General features: G+C 42.0%; 21 protein-coding genes and 1 pseudogene. 5 read left to right on the forward strand and 17 right to left on the reverse strand.

All coding sequences use genetic code 11. The features are described from left to right. Positions 1–380: 380 nt before the first annotated feature. The 7 genes from R7Z49_RS03910 to R7Z49_RS03940 all read right to left on the reverse strand — a co-directional run bounded on the left by R7Z49_RS03910 (position 381) and on the right by R7Z49_RS03940 (position 5,485). Positions 381–1,517, reverse strand: a complete 1,137-nt coding sequence (locus R7Z49_RS03910; protein WP_033905309.1) for a zonular occludens toxin domain-containing protein — start codon at positions 1,515–1,517, stop codon at positions 381–383. Beyond that, entirely contained in the window at positions 1,514–1,828 is a 315-nt protein-coding gene (locus R7Z49_RS03915; RefSeq protein ID WP_318111363.1) for a DUF2523 family protein, read from the reverse strand. Before R7Z49_RS03915 ends, R7Z49_RS03910 begins: the two co-directional genes overlap by 4 nt. A 1-nt stretch (position 1,829) precedes the next feature. Further along, entirely contained in the window at positions 1,830–3,440 is a 1,611-nt protein-coding gene (locus tag R7Z49_RS03920; RefSeq protein WP_318111364.1) for a methyl-accepting chemotaxis protein, read from the reverse strand. 133 nt (positions 3,441–3,573) lie between these two features. Next, on the reverse strand, positions 3,574–3,804 hold the full coding sequence (locus R7Z49_RS03925) for a phage coat protein (RefSeq protein WP_256952729.1): 231 nt from the start codon (positions 3,802–3,804) through the stop codon (positions 3,574–3,576). A 7-nt stretch (positions 3,805–3,811) separates the two neighbouring features. Further along, positions 3,812–4,057, reverse strand: coding sequence for a single-stranded DNA-binding protein (locus R7Z49_RS03930; RefSeq protein WP_104972595.1), 246 nt, complete (start codon positions 4,055–4,057; stop codon positions 3,812–3,814). An 11-nt stretch (positions 4,058–4,068) separates the two neighbouring features. Further along, on the reverse strand, positions 4,069–4,404 hold the full coding sequence (locus tag R7Z49_RS03935) for a hypothetical protein (RefSeq protein ID WP_017636225.1): 336 nt from the start codon (positions 4,402–4,404) through the stop codon (positions 4,069–4,071). Position 4,405: 1 nt separating this feature from the next. Further along, positions 4,406–5,485, reverse strand: coding sequence for a replication initiation factor domain-containing protein (locus tag R7Z49_RS03940; RefSeq protein WP_318111367.1), 1,080 nt, complete (start codon positions 5,483–5,485; stop codon positions 4,406–4,408). Positions 5,486–5,614: 129 nt separating this feature from the next. Here R7Z49_RS03940 and R7Z49_RS03945 point away from each other — a divergent pair, with 129 nt between their 5' ends. The 4 genes from R7Z49_RS03945 (at position 5,615) to R7Z49_RS03960 (ending at position 8,510) form a co-directional block, all read left to right on the forward strand. Beyond that, positions 5,615–5,965 carry a helix-turn-helix transcriptional regulator gene (locus R7Z49_RS03945; protein ID WP_017636227.1) on the forward strand — a complete coding sequence of 117 codons (351 nt, stop codon included), beginning with the start codon at positions 5,615–5,617 and terminating at the stop codon, positions 5,963–5,965. A gap of 162 nt (positions 5,966–6,127) precedes the next feature. Next, positions 6,128–6,412 carry a hypothetical protein gene (locus R7Z49_RS03950; RefSeq protein WP_249373387.1) on the forward strand — a complete coding sequence of 95 codons (285 nt, stop codon included), beginning with the start codon at positions 6,128–6,130 and terminating at the stop codon, positions 6,410–6,412. 749 nt (positions 6,413–7,161) lie between these two features. Next, positions 7,162–8,001 carry a LysR family transcriptional regulator gene (locus R7Z49_RS03955; RefSeq protein ID WP_065275313.1) on the forward strand — a complete coding sequence of 280 codons (840 nt, stop codon included), beginning with the start codon at positions 7,162–7,164 and terminating at the stop codon, positions 7,999–8,001. A 296-nt stretch (positions 8,002–8,297) separates the two neighbouring features. Next, positions 8,298–8,510, forward strand: a complete 213-nt coding sequence (locus R7Z49_RS03960; protein WP_065275314.1) for a hypothetical protein — start codon at positions 8,298–8,300, stop codon at positions 8,508–8,510. A 93-nt stretch (positions 8,511–8,603) separates the two neighbouring features. Here R7Z49_RS03960 and R7Z49_RS03965 read toward each other — a convergent pair. The 10 genes and pseudogenes from R7Z49_RS03965 to R7Z49_RS04010 all read right to left on the reverse strand — a co-directional run. Beyond that, a pseudogene (locus tag R7Z49_RS03965) lies at positions 8,604–8,990 on the reverse strand (universal stress protein); the annotation flags it as partial. 875 nt (positions 8,991–9,865) lie between these two features. After that, complete coding sequence (locus R7Z49_RS03970; protein ID WP_005376257.1) at positions 9,866–10,027, reverse strand: YoaH family protein; 162 nt, start codon at positions 10,025–10,027, stop codon at positions 9,866–9,868. A 41-nt stretch (positions 10,028–10,068) separates the two neighbouring features. Continuing rightward, complete coding sequence (locus tag R7Z49_RS03975) at positions 10,069–11,190, reverse strand: conjugal transfer protein TraF (RefSeq protein ID WP_005388052.1); 1,122 nt, start codon at positions 11,188–11,190, stop codon at positions 10,069–10,071. A 60-nt stretch (positions 11,191–11,250) separates the two neighbouring features. Beyond that, the gene (locus R7Z49_RS03980) at positions 11,251–12,132 is read right to left on the reverse strand and encodes a DUF2861 family protein (RefSeq protein ID WP_005388048.1); all 882 of its coding nucleotides are present in this window, start codon (positions 12,130–12,132) and stop codon (positions 11,251–11,253) included. 6 nt (positions 12,133–12,138) lie between these two features. Beyond that, entirely contained in the window at positions 12,139–12,801 is a 663-nt protein-coding gene (vxrB, locus tag R7Z49_RS03985) for a response regulator transcription factor VxrB (RefSeq protein ID WP_005376251.1), read from the reverse strand. Beyond that, positions 12,776–14,230 (reverse strand): sensor histidine kinase VxrA, encoded by a 1,455-nt coding sequence (gene vxrA / locus R7Z49_RS03990; RefSeq protein ID WP_053308075.1) that lies wholly within the window; start codon positions 14,228–14,230, stop codon positions 12,776–12,778. Before vxrA ends, vxrB begins: the two co-directional genes overlap by 26 nt. A 155-nt stretch (positions 14,231–14,385) precedes the next feature. Next, positions 14,386–15,762, reverse strand: a complete 1,377-nt coding sequence (pntB, locus tag R7Z49_RS03995) for a Re/Si-specific NAD(P)(+) transhydrogenase subunit beta (RefSeq protein ID WP_206969441.1) — start codon at positions 15,760–15,762, stop codon at positions 14,386–14,388. An 8-nt stretch (positions 15,763–15,770) separates the two neighbouring features. Beyond that, positions 15,771–17,327, reverse strand: coding sequence for a Re/Si-specific NAD(P)(+) transhydrogenase subunit alpha (locus tag R7Z49_RS04000; RefSeq protein ID WP_318111368.1), 1,557 nt, complete (start codon positions 17,325–17,327; stop codon positions 15,771–15,773). A 434-nt stretch (positions 17,328–17,761) separates the two neighbouring features. Further along, complete coding sequence (locus R7Z49_RS04005; RefSeq protein WP_005376244.1) at positions 17,762–18,043, reverse strand: HlyU family transcriptional regulator; 282 nt, start codon at positions 18,041–18,043, stop codon at positions 17,762–17,764. Positions 18,044–18,084: 41 nt separating this feature from the next. Then, positions 18,085–18,453 (reverse strand): late competence development ComFB family protein, encoded by a 369-nt coding sequence (locus R7Z49_RS04010; RefSeq protein ID WP_005376241.1) that lies wholly within the window; start codon positions 18,451–18,453, stop codon positions 18,085–18,087. Between the two features lie 253 nt (positions 18,454–18,706). Between R7Z49_RS04010 and R7Z49_RS04015 the strand changes: the two genes are divergently transcribed. Further along, positions 18,707–19,945: a GGDEF domain-containing protein gene (locus R7Z49_RS04015; RefSeq protein WP_206969424.1), complete on the forward strand. Its 1,239-nt coding sequence runs from the start codon at positions 18,707–18,709 to the stop codon at positions 19,943–19,945. The last annotated feature ends 206 nt before the right edge of the window (positions 19,946–20,151 follow it).

A 20,151-nucleotide genomic window follows, 5' to 3' on the forward strand; every position in this document is an offset into this window, starting at 1 on the left:
GAGCAAGTCTCTCGCCCACCCTTTGTACGTTCTAGGCCAAAGGCGAACCACTCAACATAACACTCACCCATAATGCGCACTAAGGCAGTTGCTTTTTACTGAAGCCATGAATCACAACAACCAAACCTAAAACATAAACCCCTAGAAGTCCTAGAAACTCATAAGGATATTCAAGTATCAAATCAATCATAAACAACTCCAGTGTGAACGTGCCAAAGATTAGCTGTGTACATGTTCCGCTTCCTCGAAGCGATTTTCGCAAGCTCAATATCACTTCTTGCGGCGAGCGGTCTAACTAGAGGCTGCCCATCTGAATAGCATTATTGTCCCCCAAATGCAGAAGCCCCAGAACAGGGTCCAAAGAATATTTACCAGCATAGCTATATCTGAACAGGAATATTTTGCTGGAGAATATCGGTTGGCTTTTCACGTTGGCCGCAAGTGAAGATCCTTTCTGAATCTTCCCAAGTTACCCGATAGACACAATCCGAAAGAACCTCGAACTGATAGCCAATATCAACCAAATCTGTATGGTCAAAGCTGAAAAGCTTATCCGTACCATCGTAAACATCAATGTATATCTTATAGAAAGTTAGGTCACGATTTAGCTCTCCCATCGATTTCAAGTTAGTAGTAAGCGCGATTTGCTTAGCGTACCCAGTGATAAAAAAGTCGTAACCATCTAAAGGGCCAAAACCGGAACTGGTCTTTTTCTTAGGTGAAGTCCGCGTTCCTTGAGCTGTTGGAGTACCAGCTGGAATTTCTAAGTTAACATTTTGCTGCGTGACTGGTTCCGGTGCCTTTTCGGGTTCAGGCCACCAAGCCCAAATATTAAAGACCAGACCAAGAGACAATAACAACGCACTCCCGACGACAGGCCAACGTTTCCAAAAAGGCTTTATGTCCTTTGCTTGTGCTTCTTGCACATGCTTGTTCGATTGAGAATGACTTTTGTAAAACGGAAAATACTCCGACTTATAAGATCGTATCGAAGTGTTTACCACCTCACCATTGCAACCATCTTGAACCTTTTTAGTGTATGAGTTGCTGGAGCCCATTGCGGTGTTTTTGGTACAGCGATAAGTGACTTCAATCATGTCTTTAATATCGCGATGCACCTTGCGTATGTTCTGAGTCAGCAAGATGATATCGACACCATAGTGACGATGTATCGAAAACCACTCAAGAATCGCAGCCGGAAGCCCACGAGATGGTAGGCTCATATGAGCCTCATCAACAATGTACAAAGGCCCCTGTCCTTTCTCGTTTCGCCACTCGTCCGAGTAATCTTCAATCTGACTAAAAGGCCGACTTGTAGAGCCAAAATCCGTCAAACGACCATCAACTATCTTGATTAAGTCGCGCACATCCTCGCCGAATATCTTTACGAACCAATCAACATTAAGCGTAATGTTGGTGATAACTTTACGCCCTTCCTTGATAGCCGGAATAATGTGATAAGCAACAGCCTCGTAAGTCTTACCGCCTCCTGGTCTACCTGCTATTGCATAAATCATGAGCCTAACCTCGTAAACGGAATGAGTTGAAGCATTAAGCGAACCGTGATTGCAGCAAGGATGATAGAAAGGCACTGAGGTAAACCAACCGCAGCCATAACCCAAGAGACTGTTGGAGGAATTGACGTCATATACTGACTCATATCGACCGGAGCGAATAGAGAGAACACACCAGAGAGCAACAGATTCACCATTGCCATGATTTGCTCAACCGCCCAAAAGAACAGGTCTTTGAGCATGTTAAAAAGCGAGACTAAAAGCTGATATAAAAACACCAAAAGCTTGTTAAACAAATCAACTAACCAATCCATATTATCCCCCGAATATGATGCGACGCGCTGCAAAGATGGACGTCATAATGAGAACCGCACGAACGAAGCCGAAAATCCAATCAAAATTAATGTAATCCTCGAAGCTGAAGTTGCCGAAGAATGGAACCGGAAGAACGAAAGAAGGACGCTGAGCGTTGGACAAATCTATGTTGCCAAATGAATTAACAAAGTCATCAATCACATTGGTTTTTAGATCATTAAGTTGACCAGACACCAAACCGCCTAAACCATCAGGATAAGCAGATTCATAAAAGCCAGAACAATTGCCAGCCTCGATACAAGTACCACTCGTACCTGCACCAGACGTATCTGTGTTTGCGATACCGTCTAAGGTGTCAGAAATACCAGCGACATCCTCAGCAATACCATCCATTGCGCCAGCAATTTGTTCAACATCATCACCAACGCCGTTAATGGCATTGGTATTTTTGTTTACCGCTGTTGTTATGTCAGCATTGGCCTGTTGAATTAAAGACTTTGTTTTACGATAGATTTCATTGTCGTTAGCTTGCTGCTTTTGAATGGCCTGCGTATTGGTAACAACTGAAGCATTAAGCGCAATGATTTGATTCTGAACGTCAGCACTTGCCTGATTAATGTCGATGTTCATCGCATTGAGCGCCTTGTTTACATCCTTATTCATTCCCGTTATTGCGCTAACTACTGCCGTGTCTGTCGATTCATCTGTTGGAGGGTCCTCAACGTCAGGTTCATCTGTTGGAGGGTCAGGAACGACAACATCACTATCCGAATCCGGCAAAACGCTAGGGTCTTCAATGTCACCACCTGTTGGGTCATCAGGGTCATGAGTGGGGTCTGTATCTGGTTTTTCTTCAGTGTCAGGGTCTTTAAAATTGGTACATAAAGGATCGGAACAAAAAGAGGGACCGTTTGGAACGTCGCACGCTGGGCCTATGACAGTGTAACTGGCATAACACCAACCGGACTCACCACACCAAGAGCTAGAGCCGTCAATTGAAGCACCACAACCGCCGCCTTTTGAGGAGCAAAGATAACTGGCGGGAGATGAATTACCCCATATAGATGAATCCCAAGTGACCGAATCATGCTCGCCCTCAACATCAGAACAATCACGACCATTACATTCGGGTTCCCATGACTCAGTTTCATTGCTACAAATGAAAGAAAACTCTTTACCTGATGATTCGCAAGAGTTTCTCGCTTGCTCTATAGCGTCAATAGTAGACTGCCGTGAGCAATAAGGAGGCTCTTCACATTTACCAGTCTCAGGGTTTACCTTTTGACCTTCAGGACAACTTTGCACTATAGAACCTCCTATAGTCGCAGTTGTTAACTTAGAATCTCCGAAAATTTTAAACTCAACATGCAAATAGTTAGCAGCATAATAAGCATCCTCACAAATATAACGTCGACTACCATTCTCCCACCAAACACCAGAAACAGAAGGAGGATGTGAAATATCAACAACATCCCCTCTGGAATATCCCGTACAACGATAAGCAATAGAAGCGTAATTACCCTCGTAATGTAACCTTATATATTCAGCATTAGCACTAAACGAAACACTCAAAAGTATCACCAGTGCCGCAATGCTTTGTTGAATACTCATGTATAAACCTCATTAAAAAAGGGGACCGAAGCCCCCCTATCCTCTAAAGTTTTGAGAGGCCACAAATCCAGCCATGCCACCCAAAAGCACAAAGACGATGAGTTGGACATCGTGGAGAACGGCCAACATAAACTTAAGCCTTATTCACAGCACGCTTAGCAAGAGTGATAGATTTGTAGGCCATAGTGATGCCAACAATGATTAGGCCAGCTGCGCCGATTTTGGCGGCAACGCCAGCAAGATCGATTGCACTAAATGGGTCAGCACCTGACTCAGTTGCGAAAGCAGCACCAGAGAAAGCAGCCACAGCAACAGTAGCAGCACCACGTTTTACGAATTTCTTCGCTTGATTGATGTATTTCATAAGTACCTCAGAGAAGTTTGATTAAACGAATTGCCATCTTGATGGCATAGGTAGACATGAAGCCCCCAAAGAAAACCAAGGAAAAACCAAGGCCGAACATTTGAGTGGCTTCAGGGCCAGTAACCTGAGTGAAATCCATCAGCGAACCGTATTCTTGAGCCGTAACCATGACGTAACCGCTACAAGAAGCAGCATCAACCTCAGGAACGACAGCAATGAAACCGTCAGCGTTTGGAAGTGCGCACACAGGCATAATTAAAAACCTTACTTAGCTTTATCAGAGACAGGATTGTCGAACAGGCTGCGAATAACTTTGAAATCGCAAACCAAGTTACGGCGAGGGTCTTCTGGGTCAGGTTCGTATTCGAACTCAACAAGAGCCGGACACATAGTAGTTTCGAACTTAGCGAGAAGTGCATCGTTTGGCGCAAATGGAACCTCAACAGATTCAATACCAAACGCAATTTGAGAGCCGTTTTCGTTTTCCCAAGGCTTCAGCGCCTTACCAGCAAACAAACGACCAATTTCATATTTTTTACCAGATTGCTTACCAACGCCTTTTGAGTAAGTGCCACCTGTTAGAACGTAACGAACAGCCATGCTAATTCTCCATTATCTCTTTGATTATGTGTTTGTATGTATCAGGCAAGTTGAGCAAATCACCCTGCGTATCCTCAGATATGAGCAACCCGAAAACTTTCTCCAAGTCACCATCCAAGTACTTAGCAATATCCGCTAACGTGCGGCCAACTTGACGACGAGCCCAACGAATGCGCCCGTGCATATCGAGCGCAACTTGTTTCTTTTTTGTAACCACCTTTACTGGAGTGCTGGATACGATAGATGCGCTATACGCACAAATTCCGGCGAAGTAACCGCTGATATTGAGAAGCACATCGATTGGCATCTCCTTCAGCTCACACTCACTTCTAAACCAAAACATATCGAGCCCAAGCTGAGCAGCCTTGTTATAAATACGCCAGTAAATACGAGATTTGCGGTTGCCAACCTCGAACGATTCATTGATAACCTTGCCGGACGGTTCAGCGAAATAACGCTCACCTGCACTAGGGCCGCAACCCCTATCAGATGTGCGAAACGCATTATCGGCATAGGCTTTTTTTGCATACTCACGACCGAACAGGCCGTGAAAGTCATCGACTGCAAGGTCGATTCGAGATAGACGGTTACAGTCGAGAAGCTCTAACCACCAATGCAAACGGAATGCACTTGTGTGCTCAAAAACGTGTTTGCACCCTAGCCCCTCAATTTGGAAATAACAGGTTCCGCGGTTGCCACCCAAAGCAACAAAACCAACGTGCTTGTTAGAGTGTTTAGTCATCAAGTGACATGAATCCTCGTAACCGTATAACCCCTTACCACGCCAAGGCGACATTCGAAGGCCAAGAACGTGCAAGCAAAAAACCTCCAAACGTTCCATCATTGCAACGTTCCATTGCTGTTTGTATCGCTCGATTAACTTTTCTTTTTGGTCAGGAGTTTTAGCCATGCGGTAATTTGGCTTGGGGATTGGAGCCCAGATAGCAGATGAAAGGTCGGACTTATGAGCGTGACGCAAAGATGAGTAAGGGATTGTCCAAGACAGGTAATCAACAAAAACAAAAGGACTCGCCTCAGTATCGATTTCCAATTCTTCAGGGGTGAATACTTGTTTTTTCATGTTCTCTGAAAACCTGTCAAGAGTAAATTTATTGCATATCTTGGGTAAATATTTTTACCTTGTCAAGATACTGTATGAAAAAACACTCCTTATAATGAGAAAAAACATGGACTCAATAAGGGGTTTAACATGCTAAATGAGAACATTAAGAGACTCCGAGAGGAAAAAGGAGTCACTCAGCTTGAAATGGCTAAATCTGTCGGAGCATCGGCAAAAACCGTTATGAACTGGGAATCAGGCAAGACTGAGCCAAAAGCATCAGAGCTAGTTTTAATAGCTAAAAGACTTGGGGTATCAGTTAATGAAGTACTTGGAAGAGAACAGAATCCGCACGAAAGACTGATAGAGAAAATTAGTTCAGCGATTGGAGATTTCAACGACGCGGAGATCGAATCACTGTCGATAATGGTCGAAGGTTTGTATTTGAGGAATCAAAGCAACAGAGCTAGAAATAATTTCTCCTCAGATAAGACTCGCTAACGCTCAAACACTGGCGCGCTACGCTTGCGAATACACGGAGAACACTGATGGTTCAGTGGAATTTACCCCCGTAATACTAGACGGGGGTTTGGCTCCGCTTTTAGGTCCCTCCCGCTAAGCGGGCCCCTCCCAAAATGCTCGCTAACCGACGAAGTTATGACGATGAAGAAAATCATATTATCAATGGCCTTAATGAGCTCAAGTTCATTGGCAGACCCGACGATGGGCGAAATCATTGGTCGTGAAGAAGATCCAAACCGACCACTTGAAGAAGTCTATGGCAAGGAACGCATAGACAAAATCAGAAACGGTGATGATCTCTGCATGTATGAATACAAAACCGATGAAAGCGGAAAAATAAAAAGTATCAAACTAGAAGGAAGACCAGAAGACTGCAAAAGCCTCATAAACTACTTCATGTTTAAACACAAAGACAAACTAAAATGACATACTCAACGTTTGGTATGTCATTTCATTAGTGCAGCATTATGTGTGTTATGTTACGGGCTCTCACTTCAAAGCGATTCTCTTTCCTGGCATGTACGGCAAGCCGACAATGAGCAAGTCTCTCGCCCACCCTTTGTACGTTCTAGGCCAAAGGCGAACCACTCAACATAACACTCACCCATAATGCGAACTTAAGAGTTAGAAGATTAGCATTGGTAAAGTCAGTTTAGTTACACTGTATTTGGCTTTTGCTTCCTTGCAAATTTCATCAGCTGTCTTGTATGGGCCATGAACTTCGATTCCACCACAGCGACCACTTGAACTGTATCTTTGGTTACGTCCGACACCATGCACGTTGGTTTTGCATCTTGCTCATTCGATATGAGTCAACATGGACACGCATTTGCTTAACCCAAACGTGTAAGTACTAGATTATCTTTATAGGAACAAGGAATCTAACAGATGTAAACTCTCTACTTTTCAATCGATACCTAGATCTTTCTTCATATGTTCACTCAACTCGTTAGTGGTTCTTACATTAATCTTATGTTTGCAATGATGGATTCTCAACTCTTCACCAAATAATTTTACTAGTGATTTGGTATACAAAGTACTAATATTATTTATTATTCTATACAATGTATCTTTCTGATAAACACATCTTTTCGAATTTTGTATTGCAGTCTTCATATTTCAATATCCTTACACGTTTAACTTTATAATTTAAAAGTTGCAAAAAGGTAACAATCATGGAATTGATGAACAATGAGCTGATCTGCTTTGCAGCCATTTGTAAACACCTCTCTCTTACAGAGGCATCAAAAGAACTTGGAAAGTCGAAGGCTCAAGTCAGCAGGCAGCTAGCAGCATTAGAAAAACAACTTGGCGTAACACTCGTCCACAGAACAACAAGGAAACTCGTTTTAACTGATCATGGCGAAAGCATTAGAGAGCTTGCTATCAAGACGTTAGAGAGTTTGCACGAGTTAAATTACAGAGCTAGCTCGTTGAGTGAATGCATTGATGGAAAGTTTAAAATCACAATGCCCAACTCTATAGCCTCTTCTATTTTTGGTTCTGTTCTTAAAGACTTAAAAGAACGATATCCAAAAGTTGATTTTGAAATATCGTCAAGTAACAATGTAGAAAATTTATTAGAAAGCAATGTAGATTTAGCGATTAGGCTTAATAATGTTATTGATGACACTCTTATTGCACATAAAATTGGTGATTATAGTGATGTTTTGATATCTAGGATAAGTAATGCCAACAACAAAACACTATTAATCTACAAACATCATTCGAATAAGGAATCAATTAAAAATCAATATACTGATGTTATCGAAGTTGATAACACCTCTATTTTAATAAACTTTGTTTCTGAGGGAGTTGGGGTTGGTGTCATTCCAAACTATCTTATTAAAAGTAACTATATAGACAAAAACATCCGAATATCGCAAACTTTTGATATAGAACGTTCCATGTATATTGCCTACCCTTATCAAAACCCTTTGCCAAGAAAGCTAGCTGAGATATCTACTTTTATTAGGTCTGAGTTATCACAAGTATTGAAGAGTGAGTCATTTTAGGGCGGTTGTTCAGATTTAGAATTTTGCGTTGTCTACGCAACTAGGCCTAACGCTAATCTTTGTAACATATTGTTTCAGCGGTATTTATTAACACCCCCATCTTTATGCTTGCTATCACAATGTGAGATGCTCTGCCGTCTTGTTATCAAGGTTTTGCGTGGAATAAATCACGTGGGGTAAACGATAGATTGACTTACATTAAAATTTTCATCAAAAGCAACTTTGTATAAAATTGATTTCATACCAATCTATGTGTATCTTCTACCCATATCCCCACAATAACCAAGGAGAATGCCATGGATAAGCTACTCGCGTCTGCATTAGAAATTAAGCAGCGAACTATGGTGACTGGCTTTTTTGCTAGAAATGGATTCAAAATCACTATGACCGATTTTGATGATGTCACTTTTGAGCGAGAAGGCGTGCAAGTTAACGTACATTTTGATCTGCAGTCAAACGCGGAGTCTGCATCTGTTTTATCTCATGAGGCATCAATCATTCCTGGCTAAAAACTTTTATTATCACCGATACACCAAGCCGAACATAAACGTTCGGCTTTTTAGTGACAAAAAATGATGAGTGCGAACAAGAGTTGTCGAGCACTCGTCTAAATAGACGATTAATAAATCAGCTTCAACTTCGTTCACAACCTTTGGTATCGATGAAAAAAAGCGACTCAATAAGTTGTGATGATGACCACAGACAACTAAATCTATCCCCTCTTTTTTGACGATTCCCGATAGTTTTATATGAAGATCGCCTATTACTACCATGGTCTCGTTTACTGGGTATAAGCATTTATCAGCGAGCTCTTGCAGCCTTCTTTCCAATTCTTGCTCTTCCTTCGCTTCCATGACTATGCGATCAACATCTACGTAAACAAATGAGAGTTTGCTGCTTGAGTTATCTGCTTGCATTATTGCTTTTTCGATAACGGCTTGGCTAGATTGAGATAAGTCGACAGCAACCAAAACGTGCTTATAACCCATCATTCCTCCCTAGGTTAGTTTTTGTTCTCATATTAAGTCTAGTCCACATAGAGCGAACACAACATCAAAACTACTGCTACATGATAGTTAAAGGAGTTTAGTGTAAAACAGGCAAATAGTTTTCATTGCAACCTTGTTGCTTCCTCTCATCCAAAGATCAACGATGTTTTTCCAATTTCTTCTCTAATTATCGGACTATTTAACAGGAAGGATGCCAGAAAACATTACGTTGTAACACGCGTTACTACTCTTGATTTCTACTACTCTTGAGGTTTCATATTACCCACTTCAACGTCGCCTAGTTTAGTAAAACTACTTTAGATTAAGCATGCTCAATATGTAACGCTCCGCTCAAATCCAGGAGACGTATTTCGGCTAAAAAAAGCAGCTCAATAAGATGAATTTCGCTTCATCTATTACATATGTCTGCGAGTGCTTACTGTTTTTATATCGCTTATTTAATAACTCCAGTTGAATTATCGTTATAAGTTACGGTATCTCTTTTTTCTTTTTTTAGCATAATCTTCTGCCTGAGAACGAGGCTCTCTTGGGCTTTGTAATTAAATTACAAGATCAATCGCGACCAATATGGTTGGCAGATTAAAAGACCGAGGTAAATAATTGATATAATTGAGTTTAATTTATAAGTTCTTTAAAAAATGCCTAATTACCTGCACTGTGTAAGCCAAGGTTAATATGATGAGGTAAAATTTTACTAACCCGCTATTTAGTTTTAAAGGTAATTGAACAAGATTACAATCATAGAGGTATAGTAAATTTTAGTTACAGCGTAACCAGGGTGGTATTTGGGAATGTAAAGGAATAGAAAATAGAAACGCAAAAAAAACAGGGCGTATGCCCTGTCCATGAATTGATTAGTTTTGTTGCTGTTGTTTTTCTGCGTACTCAGATCGAATCCGTTCGGCAACAATTTTGATAGCTTCTGCAGTACTTGTGCCCTTCGCCATCAATTCTTGAATTCTCTCTACAGCTTGTTGTTGCTCTTGGTGAGATAGAGGGGGTAAATCGTCAAACATAAAAAGCTCCTCATTTTGAGGAGCTGACTATAACGATTCAATTAATAGGTAGCAAGGAAATTAATGGATGCACCCATAGCGTTCTCGTTTGTGTACTGAGCTGCGATATCCAATTCGAACAACTTAAGTGGAGACAACCCGATACCAGCAGTAATGGTTCCTTCGTCATTACTTCGAGCTAAGTTCTTCATATACCCTGCTCGTAATGCCATTTGACGCAAAATATCAAATTCAATACCAGCTCGAATCATTTGCGTATTATCATCAAAGGATGAAAAACGTTTTTCTTCGTTAAGATCGTAGTCAACACTCATCGTAAAGTAATCGGCAACAATCCCTGCCCCAACTGTGTATACAGGACGCATGCTATATTCGTATGATTTTATCGTATCGCTGCCATATTGGAATGACTTTGTTTTAACGTCTCTTCCGATCAAATTTTTCGCTGAAATACCGAGACGATATGGGCCAAAGAACCAAAGTGCGCCGGCGTCTAAGTTAAACATCGTTTCCGCGGTCTCATTTTCACGTAAGTCTTTAGTATCAAAATTCTGAAAACTCGTGGCGTATGAGTATGTGTATATACGCTGAAGTTTAGGAGTAACACCAAAAGAAAGGTGTTGGTTCATGAAATTAGTGTATTTAGCAAGTGAAATACCAGCTTCAGCCACGCCAATAGAAACACCTTGTACATAGCTATCATCTAATGGATTAGTACCTGAGGTATCAACATTTGGTTGTACGAATGATTCAGTGTATAGCTTACCGTATGCAGTTGCAGATAAGAATTTGTTGGGAATACCAATGGCAACGACACCACCAAGATCAAAGTCTGTCTTTTTCCCATCGATAGCATCCATCGATTTTTTGATTTCATCGACGTCTGTCAATTTGCTGATGCGTTCGATCTCATCAACTAGATCATATTGATCATCGTAGCTGCCACCAAAACTTGGCACGATCATGCCTGCATCGTCATTTCGGCGATAAATCGCAGTAAGAGCGGGGTTGAAAAAAGGCGCAGTTAGATAAGTTGCTGATACGGTACCAACGCCACCCATTGCATCACTACGAGCCTCTATCGCATAAGTAGCAGCAGAGGCAGCATTAGCGAAAAGAATAGTAGCAACAGAAGTGGCAAGAATTTTATATTTGTTTTTCATACTACACTTGTGATTTTAGTTCGTCCTGAACCTTTATCGGCACAAGTAGTATTTCTTTAACTATTCTTCCTGGGAAAGATCATAGGTTCGGCTAATAGTTTGAGCCTGCTCAACAATTATATCGCCCTGCCAACGGCGACTATTGATACTTACCGCCAATACGTATCTATCGTTTGGGACACCCGCTAGCTCCAATGAATTTGGATAATTAGACTCGTAAGTCTTTTTCCACATTTGCTCGTACTGGCCATCAATGTAGTCATACAAACCGACTTCAAGTTGCGGTAATGGACAATGGGGATTACGAAGTGCGCTCTTTTCTACTTTCCAATTCTCTTTAGATGTCCAACGAACATATTGAGAAGAGTTTGAATCTCCAAGTATTACCCAAGTTCGATACTCTTGTTTATCAGTAGAAACAACGGTTAAGTGATATAAACCAGCTTCAAGCTTACCTGTTAAGTTATAGCGTTTCGAGTAACTACGCTCGTTGGCAAGTTCTGTCCCGTTCGGCTGTTGTTCATAGCTGAATGAACTGTCCGCGGATATAGAATCATCCACCCATCGATTAAATGAAATATTTTCGATGTCAGTTGTAGCTCTTAGCTTGATCACCAATCTAAATGTATCTCGCCCAGGGCTTTGAATAGTCTGACGAATAACGTTCACACCACTTATCCAATCAGGCAGCGTTACACCAGTGAGAGCCTTGCCACAGTTTTTAGATAGTGACTGACCAAGAAGATCATTAAGGTGAGGAGTCAAATCTTTACTTGGTTCCGTTTGCCAGAGTTCAACAAGAGAGTTGAACATACCCGCAAGATCATCTTCAAGTAAGTGTTGATGTGCCTGTGTTAAAGGCGTGTTAGTTTGAAACCAGTCCATCGCATGGACTGGTTTCACTAACGCTAATGAGACAACTACAGGGAGTAGTATTTTCATTACGACTTATGCTTTCATCTTGTAGCCAACACCACGAAGTGTTTCAATTTCCAGTCCTGGCAGTTTTTGACGAAGCTGTAGTACATGTGTATCAACCGTACGTGTTGTCGGGAAATGATTGTAACCCCAAACGTGGTCAAGTAGCTCATCACGAGTAAACACGCGACCTAAGTTTGACGCCAAAAATAGCAGCAAATCAAACTCTGTTCGAGTAAGCGTAATTAGCTCGTCTTTATAAGTCACTTCACGAGTCGAGCGGTCAATCTCTAAGTCTTTTGTAATCACTTTATCAGCGTTGCTTTGTTCTGCTGAATCCGGTGCTCGTAGCTGTGCACGGATTCTCGCAAAAAGCTCCGCCTCAGCAAAAGGCTTTGTTAAGTAGTCGTTCGCGCCGGAATCAAGGCCTGCAACTTTATCTTTTACGGTAACAAGTGCCGTTAACAAGATAACTGGTACGTCTTTAATCTGTTTCCATTCTGGGAGACATTGTACAGAGTCACCATCTGGGAGTTGGCGATCGAGAATTACCAAGTCAGCTTTTTTCCATTGTGGCTCTACGTCTGCAATACGCTCCACATGTAAACACTCATATCCTGCTTGTTCCAGGCTTACTAACAGGCCGTCAGCCAAGTTTTTATCGTCCTCAACGAGAAGCAGTGTCTGTTTCACAAGGTATCTCCAATATAAAAGTTGTAGGTGGTCCCATTAAGGACATTTTTCCGCCCATGCGGCCTACCATAGATTCAACGATTGTTAATCCAAGTCCTAACCCGCTCTTACTTACGAACGGTTTCTTCAAATTTGCCCAATCTTTAGCCGTTAGGCCTCCTGCATCTCGGACTTGGAATACTATTTTTTCTTCACTAGTTGAGACATCCAATTCAACCGGTGCGACACCGTACTTAAGCGCATTACGAAGCAAGTTATCGATACAAGTTCCTAACCAGTACACATTAACTTTAGCAGCCACATCTTCATTGATGTTAAAAAGCACGGCACTATCAAATTCTTCTTCGATCTTAAATTCTAACCAATCTGCAACGGATGGTACCCAGTCTGTTGCAAGCATTTGGTTATCAGATTGCAAATAATCTTTACTCGCTTCTGCCAATTGACGCAGGCGGCGCGTATCTTCACACAATCTGCGGAATTCGTCATACACACTTTCAGGCAAATGCTCGAACTCTCGACGAAAGCCCTCAACCGTTAGTGATAGAGATGCAATCGGTGTTCTGAGCTCATGCGTTAAAATTTGCAACACGAGCATTCTACTACGTAGTTCTTCTCGCTTGCTATTCCAACGGTATACCGCCCAACCAATCACCAAAAGAATATTGGCGATTACCAGTATGATCATACTGATCCGCAAAACTTGCGAGTGATCTTCTACATCCCAACAAATATTGCCTCGTTTAACAAAGCAACTTTTGCTTTGAGAGGCTAGAGCGTATGACAGACCCGCATTCGCTACGTTCTCTTGCCAGATATCTTTCTCGAAAACAAAGTAACGGTCACCACGTCTTAGCCAAAGTTCGTTACCTTCAATAAACATGCTCGCGCCTGCAATCAAAGCATTAATGGCGTCGTCATCCATGTTTTTCAAGCTTTCTAGCAACTCATCCCCTTCCTCGTCATCACGCTCTTTTATATGCATGTACTGAGATAGTTTGGGTTTGAGTTCTGGATACTTATCCACATAACGTGCCGCGTACGTCCCACCACCAGGGTGAATGAGACCACTACGCGAGAACCAACGAGGTGTCAGCTGCGTCCCTTTACAAATCGCTCTTGTAAATACTAAAGGCTCAGTAATTAAAGGACTTAATGGTAATTTGCCACGACAAGTATTCGCCAAGCTGTAAAGCTGTTGGATATCTTTTAACGGATAGTCAGACGTTTGCGGCAGAAGCGAATCTGGCGCAAGTAACTTGGTAGGATAATTTGATTGCAGAATACGAATATCGTACGACTTAAGAGCTACTTCATAGTTAAATAGCTCTGTAAACGTATCTATTCTTTCTGGTAGTGAATCGGAAAATGCAGGTGCCGAAAAAAGCGGCAATACAGTTGCAAAACCGAGCAAAAACTTTTTAATCAAACTGTTACCGTCACTTGTTACATTAGCCAAAACTATACATCAATCTACAAGCAATTGACATCTGCTAACAGAAGGATTTGCATTACTATAACATTGAAACGGAACAAAAAAGGGCCAGCGATTGCTGACCCTGTATAGTTTTAAATCAAGAATGGTTAAAGTGCTTTAAAAATAGACTCAACACTTTCTTTCGCATCACCAAATAGCATTGATGTATTTTCTTTGAAGAACAGTGGGTTCTGTACTCCTGCGTAACCAGTATTCATTGAGCGCTTGAATACCACTACGTTTTTCGCTTTCCATACCTCCAATACGGGCATACCAGCGATTGGGCTGTTCGGATCTTCCAGTGCGGCTGGGTTGACCGTATCGTTAGCACCGATAACCAATACGGTATCGGTTTCTGCAAAGTCATCATTGATTTCATCCATTTCAAGAACGATATCATACGGTACTTTTGCTTCAGCGAGTAACACATTCATATGCCCCGGTAGACGACCCGCTACTGGGTGAATCCCAAAGCGAACTTCAATACCTTGTGAACGAAGTACATCAGTAATTTCATGAACAGGGTATTGTGCCTGAGCTACTGCCATGCCATATCCTGGAGTGATGATTACTGATTTTGAGTTCTTCAACATCTCTGCAACTTCTTCAGCCGTTGTTTCACGATATTCGCCCTGCTCTTCGTCACCTGAAATCACTATCTCTTGACCAAAACCACCGGCAATAACACTGATAAACGAACGGTTCATTGCTTTACACATGATGTAAGAAAGAATCGCACCTGATGAACCTACCAAAGCACCTGTTACAATCAATAGATCATTTGCTAGCATGAAACCTGCTGCCGCTGCTGCCCAACCTGAATATGAGTTCAACATAGAGACAACAACTGGCATATCAGCACCACCGATTGAAGCGACTAAATGGTAGCCGAATGCGAACGCGATCAAAGTCATCACAATAAGAGCGAACATGCTGCCATCTGCTTTTACGAAGTAGATCATAAGAAGCGTAGAAATAACAACCGCTGCGAGGTTCATTTTGTGCTTATGAGGCAGGTTAAGTGGCGACGAAGAAATCACACCACGCAGCTTACCAAATGCGACAATTGAACCGGTGAAAGTTACGGCACCGATGAACACACCCAAGAATACTTCTACAAGGTGGATAACATGCTCAGCATGTGTTGCTGCTTCTGGCGCATCTAGGTAACTGTTGTAGCCAACTAAAACCGCAGCTAAACCTACAAAGCTGTGTAGAATCGCAACCAGTTCTGGCATCTCGGTCATTTCTACTTTCTTCGCATAGAAAATACCGATCGCACCACCTATCGCCATCGCGATAATGATCCAACCAAAACCTTGCGCATCTGGGCTAAAGATCGTCGCTATTAGCGCGATCGTCATACCAGCGATACCGTAGTAGTTACCATTACGAGCAGACTCTTGCTTTGAAAGCCCCGCCAAACTCATGATGAAAAATAATGCAGCAACAATGTAAGCTGCTTGTACTAATCCTGCAGACATTGTGACTCCTATTTATCTTTGCGGAACATTTCAAGCATACGCTTGGTGACGGTGAAACCACCGAAGATATTGATACTCACGATCAATACGGCAATAAAAGATAGGAATGAAACGACGCCATTACCTTGTCCAATTTGCAGTAATGCACCAACGACAATAATGCCAGAGATAGCATTCGTTACTGACATTAGTGGAGTATGAAGTGCATGGGTAACATTCCATACTACGTAGTATCCGACAACACACGCTAGAACAAATACAGTAAAGTGAGAAAGAAACGCTGCCGGAGCAACCGATGCAACCCATGCAAAGGCTCCAACAGCCGCTGCCACACCAATAATTTTCTTCGTTGGAGACGTAGGTTCTTCTACTTTAGGCTCTGGCTTCACAGGCTGTTCTTGTTTCACTTGCGGCTGAGCTGAAACCTGAATTGGTGGCGCTGGCCAAGTAACTTCACCTTCTTTCACCACGGTAACGCCTCGGATAACAACATCTTCAAAATCAATATTGATGTTGCCATCTTTCTCTTTACACAGCAGTTTTAGAAGGTTAACAAGGTTTGTCGCGTAAAGCTGAGAAGATTGTGTTGGCAAACGACCAACCATGTCAGTGTAACCAACAATTTTTACTCCGTTATCCGTCATGATAACTTGGTCTTTCACTGTATATTCACAGTTACCGCCATTAGCAGCTGCCAAGTCGACAATTACACTGCCCGCTTTCATGCTGTCGACCATTTCTTTGGTGATCAACTTCGGCGCAGGTTTACCAGGGATGAGCGCGGTCGTAATAATGATATCAACATCTTTAGCTTGCTCTGCGTATAACTCTGCCGCTTTTTTGTTGAAGTCATCAGACATTTCTTTTGCGTAGCCATCCCCAGAGCCTGACTCTTCTTGAAAGTCAACGGTCAGGAACTCAGCGCCCATCGATTCAACTTGCTCTTTTACTTCTGGGCGGACGTCAAACGCACGGACAATGGCACCTAAGCTACCTGCAGCACCGATAGCCGCCAAGCCAGCGACGCCAGCACCCGCAACCAATACTTTCGCTGGAGGTACTTTACCGGCAGCCGTAATTTGACCTGTAAAGAAACGACCAAACTCATGAGCTGCCTCAACCACTGCACGATAACCAGCGATATTAGCCATCGAAGATAGCGCGTCTAAGGCTTGTGCACGTGAGATACGAGGAACGGAATCCATGGCAAGAACGTTAATGTTCTTACTTGAAAGTTGTTCCATCAACTCAGCATTTTGAGCCGGCCAAATAAAGCTAACCAGTGTTGATCCATCTTGCAGTAACGCAATTTCGTCAATGCCTTGCTCATCATCCACAATTGGCGCATTAACTTTTAAAATAAGGCCAGATGCCCAAACTTCTTCACTAGAAACGATTTTCGCACCAGCTGCTTCATAAGCGGCATCATTGAAACTCGCTAGCACCCCCGCTTGGGATTCAATCGCGACATCGAATCCCAATTTTATTAACTGCTCAACCGACTTCGGCGATGCAGCCACTCGCGATTCACCCGCGAGTATCTCTTTAGGTACACCGATTTGCAAAACGCATACTCCTTGTATACATATCAATAAATTAGTCCCAAAACAGAGCGTCGCTCTACTCTAATTCTTTTTTATTTCTATCTGTTTACCACGCAAGACAATTGCAAACGAAAGATGATGTTTGGGGACACCCATTTGCACAATAACACCTTGACTAACAGCCCTGTTATTATTCTGTTTGTATCGAACGCGTCTCATTACTTCAAGTGTTTTGTAATTTAAATACTAAATTTCATTACATATAACGCTAAGTAATGAATGATTGTCGCTCTGTGCACGAAAAATAACAACGCAACACCGTACTAGACTGAGGTCTAACCAGGTGACGATTAAATACTGACTTAACAGAGATTTAAGCGTTAAAAAGAAAGAGCCACTAGCATATACACTAATGGCTCTTTTTAAGATGACTGGAATCAAATTGCAGTAAATTGCTAGTCGAAGATTTTATCGCCCATTTGATCAATAAACATTTGAGATTTCTTCAACATAAGGTCATTGGCATCTTGCTCTGAGCCAAGTAAATCGGAGCGAATAAACCGATGTGTTTTCACTTCATCATTGTCATGCTTTTCTATTCGACCAGCGATGCGATATTGTCCGCCCTCTGAAAGGCTCTCTGGGTAAATAAGGAAACCTTTATACTCAACTGGTTCGATATTTTTGGCTTCAACCGTTTTCTCACTACCACCAAACAAACGCGAAAAAAATCCCACGATTCCTCCTTGGGTCAGCTCACTAGTCAACTGAGCGACTCTTACTTAATATTAACGTTAAGGATCGGTTTTTCATACCAATCCAACTCTTTGTCATCATCATAACTAGTATGGGAAAAAATTACAGGCACATCATACTCTCGGTTCTTACGCCTGTCTTCTTTCACCATTTCTGCGGCGTTTTTCACCGCTATATCCGCGCTTTGCTTAAACTGGCTTAATTTTTGTTCAGGAAGTGAAGACAAAAAATCAATATCATGACGGATATAGACAGGCTTGAGCTGGATAAGCGCAAGGCAAGCAATATCGGCTAACTGTTCGTTGTCATACTGTTCTAAAAATTCAGGCAAACTGAGAACCTGGCCTACTAATGTTTCCATGTAGTTGTGCACATCTGAGCTTATCTGCATCTGTAAATCTCCTTTTTCCTATGAAATGAGTATAGCAACGACTTGTTTATAACAACTTATTGATTGCTCTTAATTTAATCAATCTCTCTCTTTTTGCGGTAATGTCTTCCAAAATACTTGGGAAAAGGAACAAATAGACGTATTCTTGCTAGTTCTCAAAGTTCGAAATTCAATAACGGATAAATATCCATATTGATAAAACGATTTACCTAACCAATTATATAGTCAACTATTTTCAGGCAGTTTGTAATAGATGTCCTCATCGTCAATGACTTCATCAGGCTTCAGATTCTTATTCCCTTTTTTGCTACTGGGCATAGTGAGTTCGGGCATGGACAGCATTATTCAGATGACTCAGGCAAACTGGGGCATTGCCGCAAACTTGCCGTACATACTATTATGTTGTGCGCTACTCCTTTGTTATTCATTTAAGCAAGGCAGAGAGTCCATGGTGTGCTTGGCAATGTTGCTAGCCTATTTCGTGATACAGCACCGCCTACAAGTCCCGCTTCAAAGTGGTACCGCTTTACTTGAGCTAACCATTTTAGCCACGTTACTTCCTGTCTCGTTTCTTACGGTATTTTTGTTTAGTAAAGAAGGTTTTGACTCCAGAGCCATGTTGACTTATATCTTGATGTTAGCAATGTTCGTTCTTTGGTCTTATCTAACGCTAGCATATTACGTTGAAGGAGGGTTTGAACAATGGACAAGCGGTATTTTATTTATTGTACCGACCGTCTCTAAACTGCCTTTAATTCTTGTTTTATATTGCGTGGGTATTGTCTGTTTTCTTGGAATCCTTGTTTTAAAGAAGAATGAAATTATTCATGCGATGACCTACTCTGCCATGGTATTGGCGTCTGCGACGTTCATTTTCTTTGATGTGCAGTACATATCAAGCACCATGTTTACGCTAACAGGGCTGCTTATCATTGTTTATGCCGCTTCCGCTAGCCATCAACTGGCTTTCACCGATAGCCTAACGCTGATTCCGAGCAGACGTGCACTTGATCTCGATCTAAAACACATGGGTAAGAAGTTCACGATCGCAATGCTTGATGTTGACCATTTTAAAAAGTTTAACGACACCTACGGTCACGATACTGGTGATGACGTTCTAAAAATGGTCGCTTCGCGCCTCACTAAAACCCCAGGCGGCGCAAAAGTTTATCGATTTGGCGGAGAAGAATTTACCATCGTTTTTAAAGGCAAATACGCTGACGAATGTAAGAACTTTTTGGAAGAAGCTCGCAAATCGATTGCAGAATACGAGATGATATTACGCGATGAAGAATCTCGCCCTGAGAACCATAAACAAGGACAAAAACGTCGTGGTAGCAACAGTTCGAAAAGAAAGTCGGTTTTTGTTACCGCAAGTTTCGGAGTTGCTGATAGCCGGAATGGGCAAGCTCCTCTGGACGTCATTAAATCAGCGGACGAAGCACTTTACAAAGCGAAAAAGGCCGGACGTAACTGCATAAAGCTTCGTTAGACCCTCACCAATCGTGAAAGTTAATAAGCTTGTCTGGGTTTACAACAAAACCGAACTTCCCCATCAGCATAATAACTGCACTCATCGTTGCCACTATCCAGATGTTATCTATCTAATCAAAGGTATAAGGTATACGCCCGATTGCGACATTCCGTTCGCACTGTTTGCCTATCTTACTTTGAGTGAGTTTTAAAAATAACCACCAA

It is taken from the genome of Vibrio sp. 1562 (genome assembly GCF_033340155.1).
In the GTDB taxonomy this organism is placed as follows: Bacteria; Pseudomonadota; Gammaproteobacteria; order Enterobacterales; family Vibrionaceae; genus Vibrio; species Vibrio alginolyticus.

Excerpts from the sequence above, each read along its gene's own strand:
- R7Z49_RS03910 (WP_033905309.1), bottom strand. The coding sequence starts at position 1,517 with ATGATTTATGCAATAGCAGGTAGACCAGGAGGCGGTAAGACTTACGAG.
- R7Z49_RS03915 (WP_318111363.1), bottom strand. The coding sequence starts at position 1,828 with ATGGATTGGTTAGTTGATTTGTTTAACAAGCTTTTGGTGTTTTTATAT.
- R7Z49_RS03920 (WP_318111364.1), bottom strand. The coding sequence starts at position 3,440 with ATGAGTATTCAACAAAGCATTGCGGCACTGGTGATACTTTTGAGTGTT.
- R7Z49_RS03925 (WP_256952729.1), bottom strand. The coding sequence starts at position 3,804 with ATGAAATACATCAATCAAGCGAAGAAATTCGTAAAACGTGGTGCTGCT.
- R7Z49_RS03930 (WP_104972595.1), bottom strand. The coding sequence starts at position 4,057 with ATGCCTGTGTGCGCACTTCCAAACGCTGACGGTTTCATTGCTGTCGTT.
- R7Z49_RS03935 (WP_017636225.1), bottom strand. The coding sequence starts at position 4,404 with ATGGCTGTTCGTTACGTTCTAACAGGTGGCACTTACTCAAAAGGCGTT.
- R7Z49_RS03940 (WP_318111367.1), bottom strand. The coding sequence starts at position 5,485 with ATGAAAAAACAAGTATTCACCCCTGAAGAATTGGAAATCGATACTGAG.
- R7Z49_RS03945 (WP_017636227.1), top strand. The coding sequence starts at position 5,615 with ATGCTAAATGAGAACATTAAGAGACTCCGAGAGGAAAAAGGAGTCACT.
- R7Z49_RS03950 (WP_249373387.1), top strand. The coding sequence starts at position 6,128 with ATGAAGAAAATCATATTATCAATGGCCTTAATGAGCTCAAGTTCATTG.
- R7Z49_RS03955 (WP_065275313.1), top strand. The coding sequence starts at position 7,162 with ATGGAATTGATGAACAATGAGCTGATCTGCTTTGCAGCCATTTGTAAA.
- R7Z49_RS03960 (WP_065275314.1), top strand. The coding sequence starts at position 8,298 with ATGGATAAGCTACTCGCGTCTGCATTAGAAATTAAGCAGCGAACTATG.
- R7Z49_RS03970 (WP_005376257.1), bottom strand. The coding sequence starts at position 10,027 with ATGTTTGACGATTTACCCCCTCTATCTCACCAAGAGCAACAACAAGCT.
- R7Z49_RS03975 (WP_005388052.1), bottom strand. The coding sequence starts at position 11,190 with ATGAAAAACAAATATAAAATTCTTGCCACTTCTGTTGCTACTATTCTT.
- R7Z49_RS03980 (WP_005388048.1), bottom strand. The coding sequence starts at position 12,132 with ATGAAAATACTACTCCCTGTAGTTGTCTCATTAGCGTTAGTGAAACCA.
- pntB (WP_206969441.1), bottom strand. The coding sequence starts at position 15,762 with ATGTCTGCAGGATTAGTACAAGCAGCTTACATTGTTGCTGCATTATTT.
- R7Z49_RS04010 (WP_005376241.1), bottom strand. The coding sequence starts at position 18,453 with ATGCAGATAAGCTCAGATGTGCACAACTACATGGAAACATTAGTAGGC.
- R7Z49_RS04015 (WP_206969424.1), top strand. The coding sequence starts at position 18,707 with ATGTCCTCATCGTCAATGACTTCATCAGGCTTCAGATTCTTATTCCCT.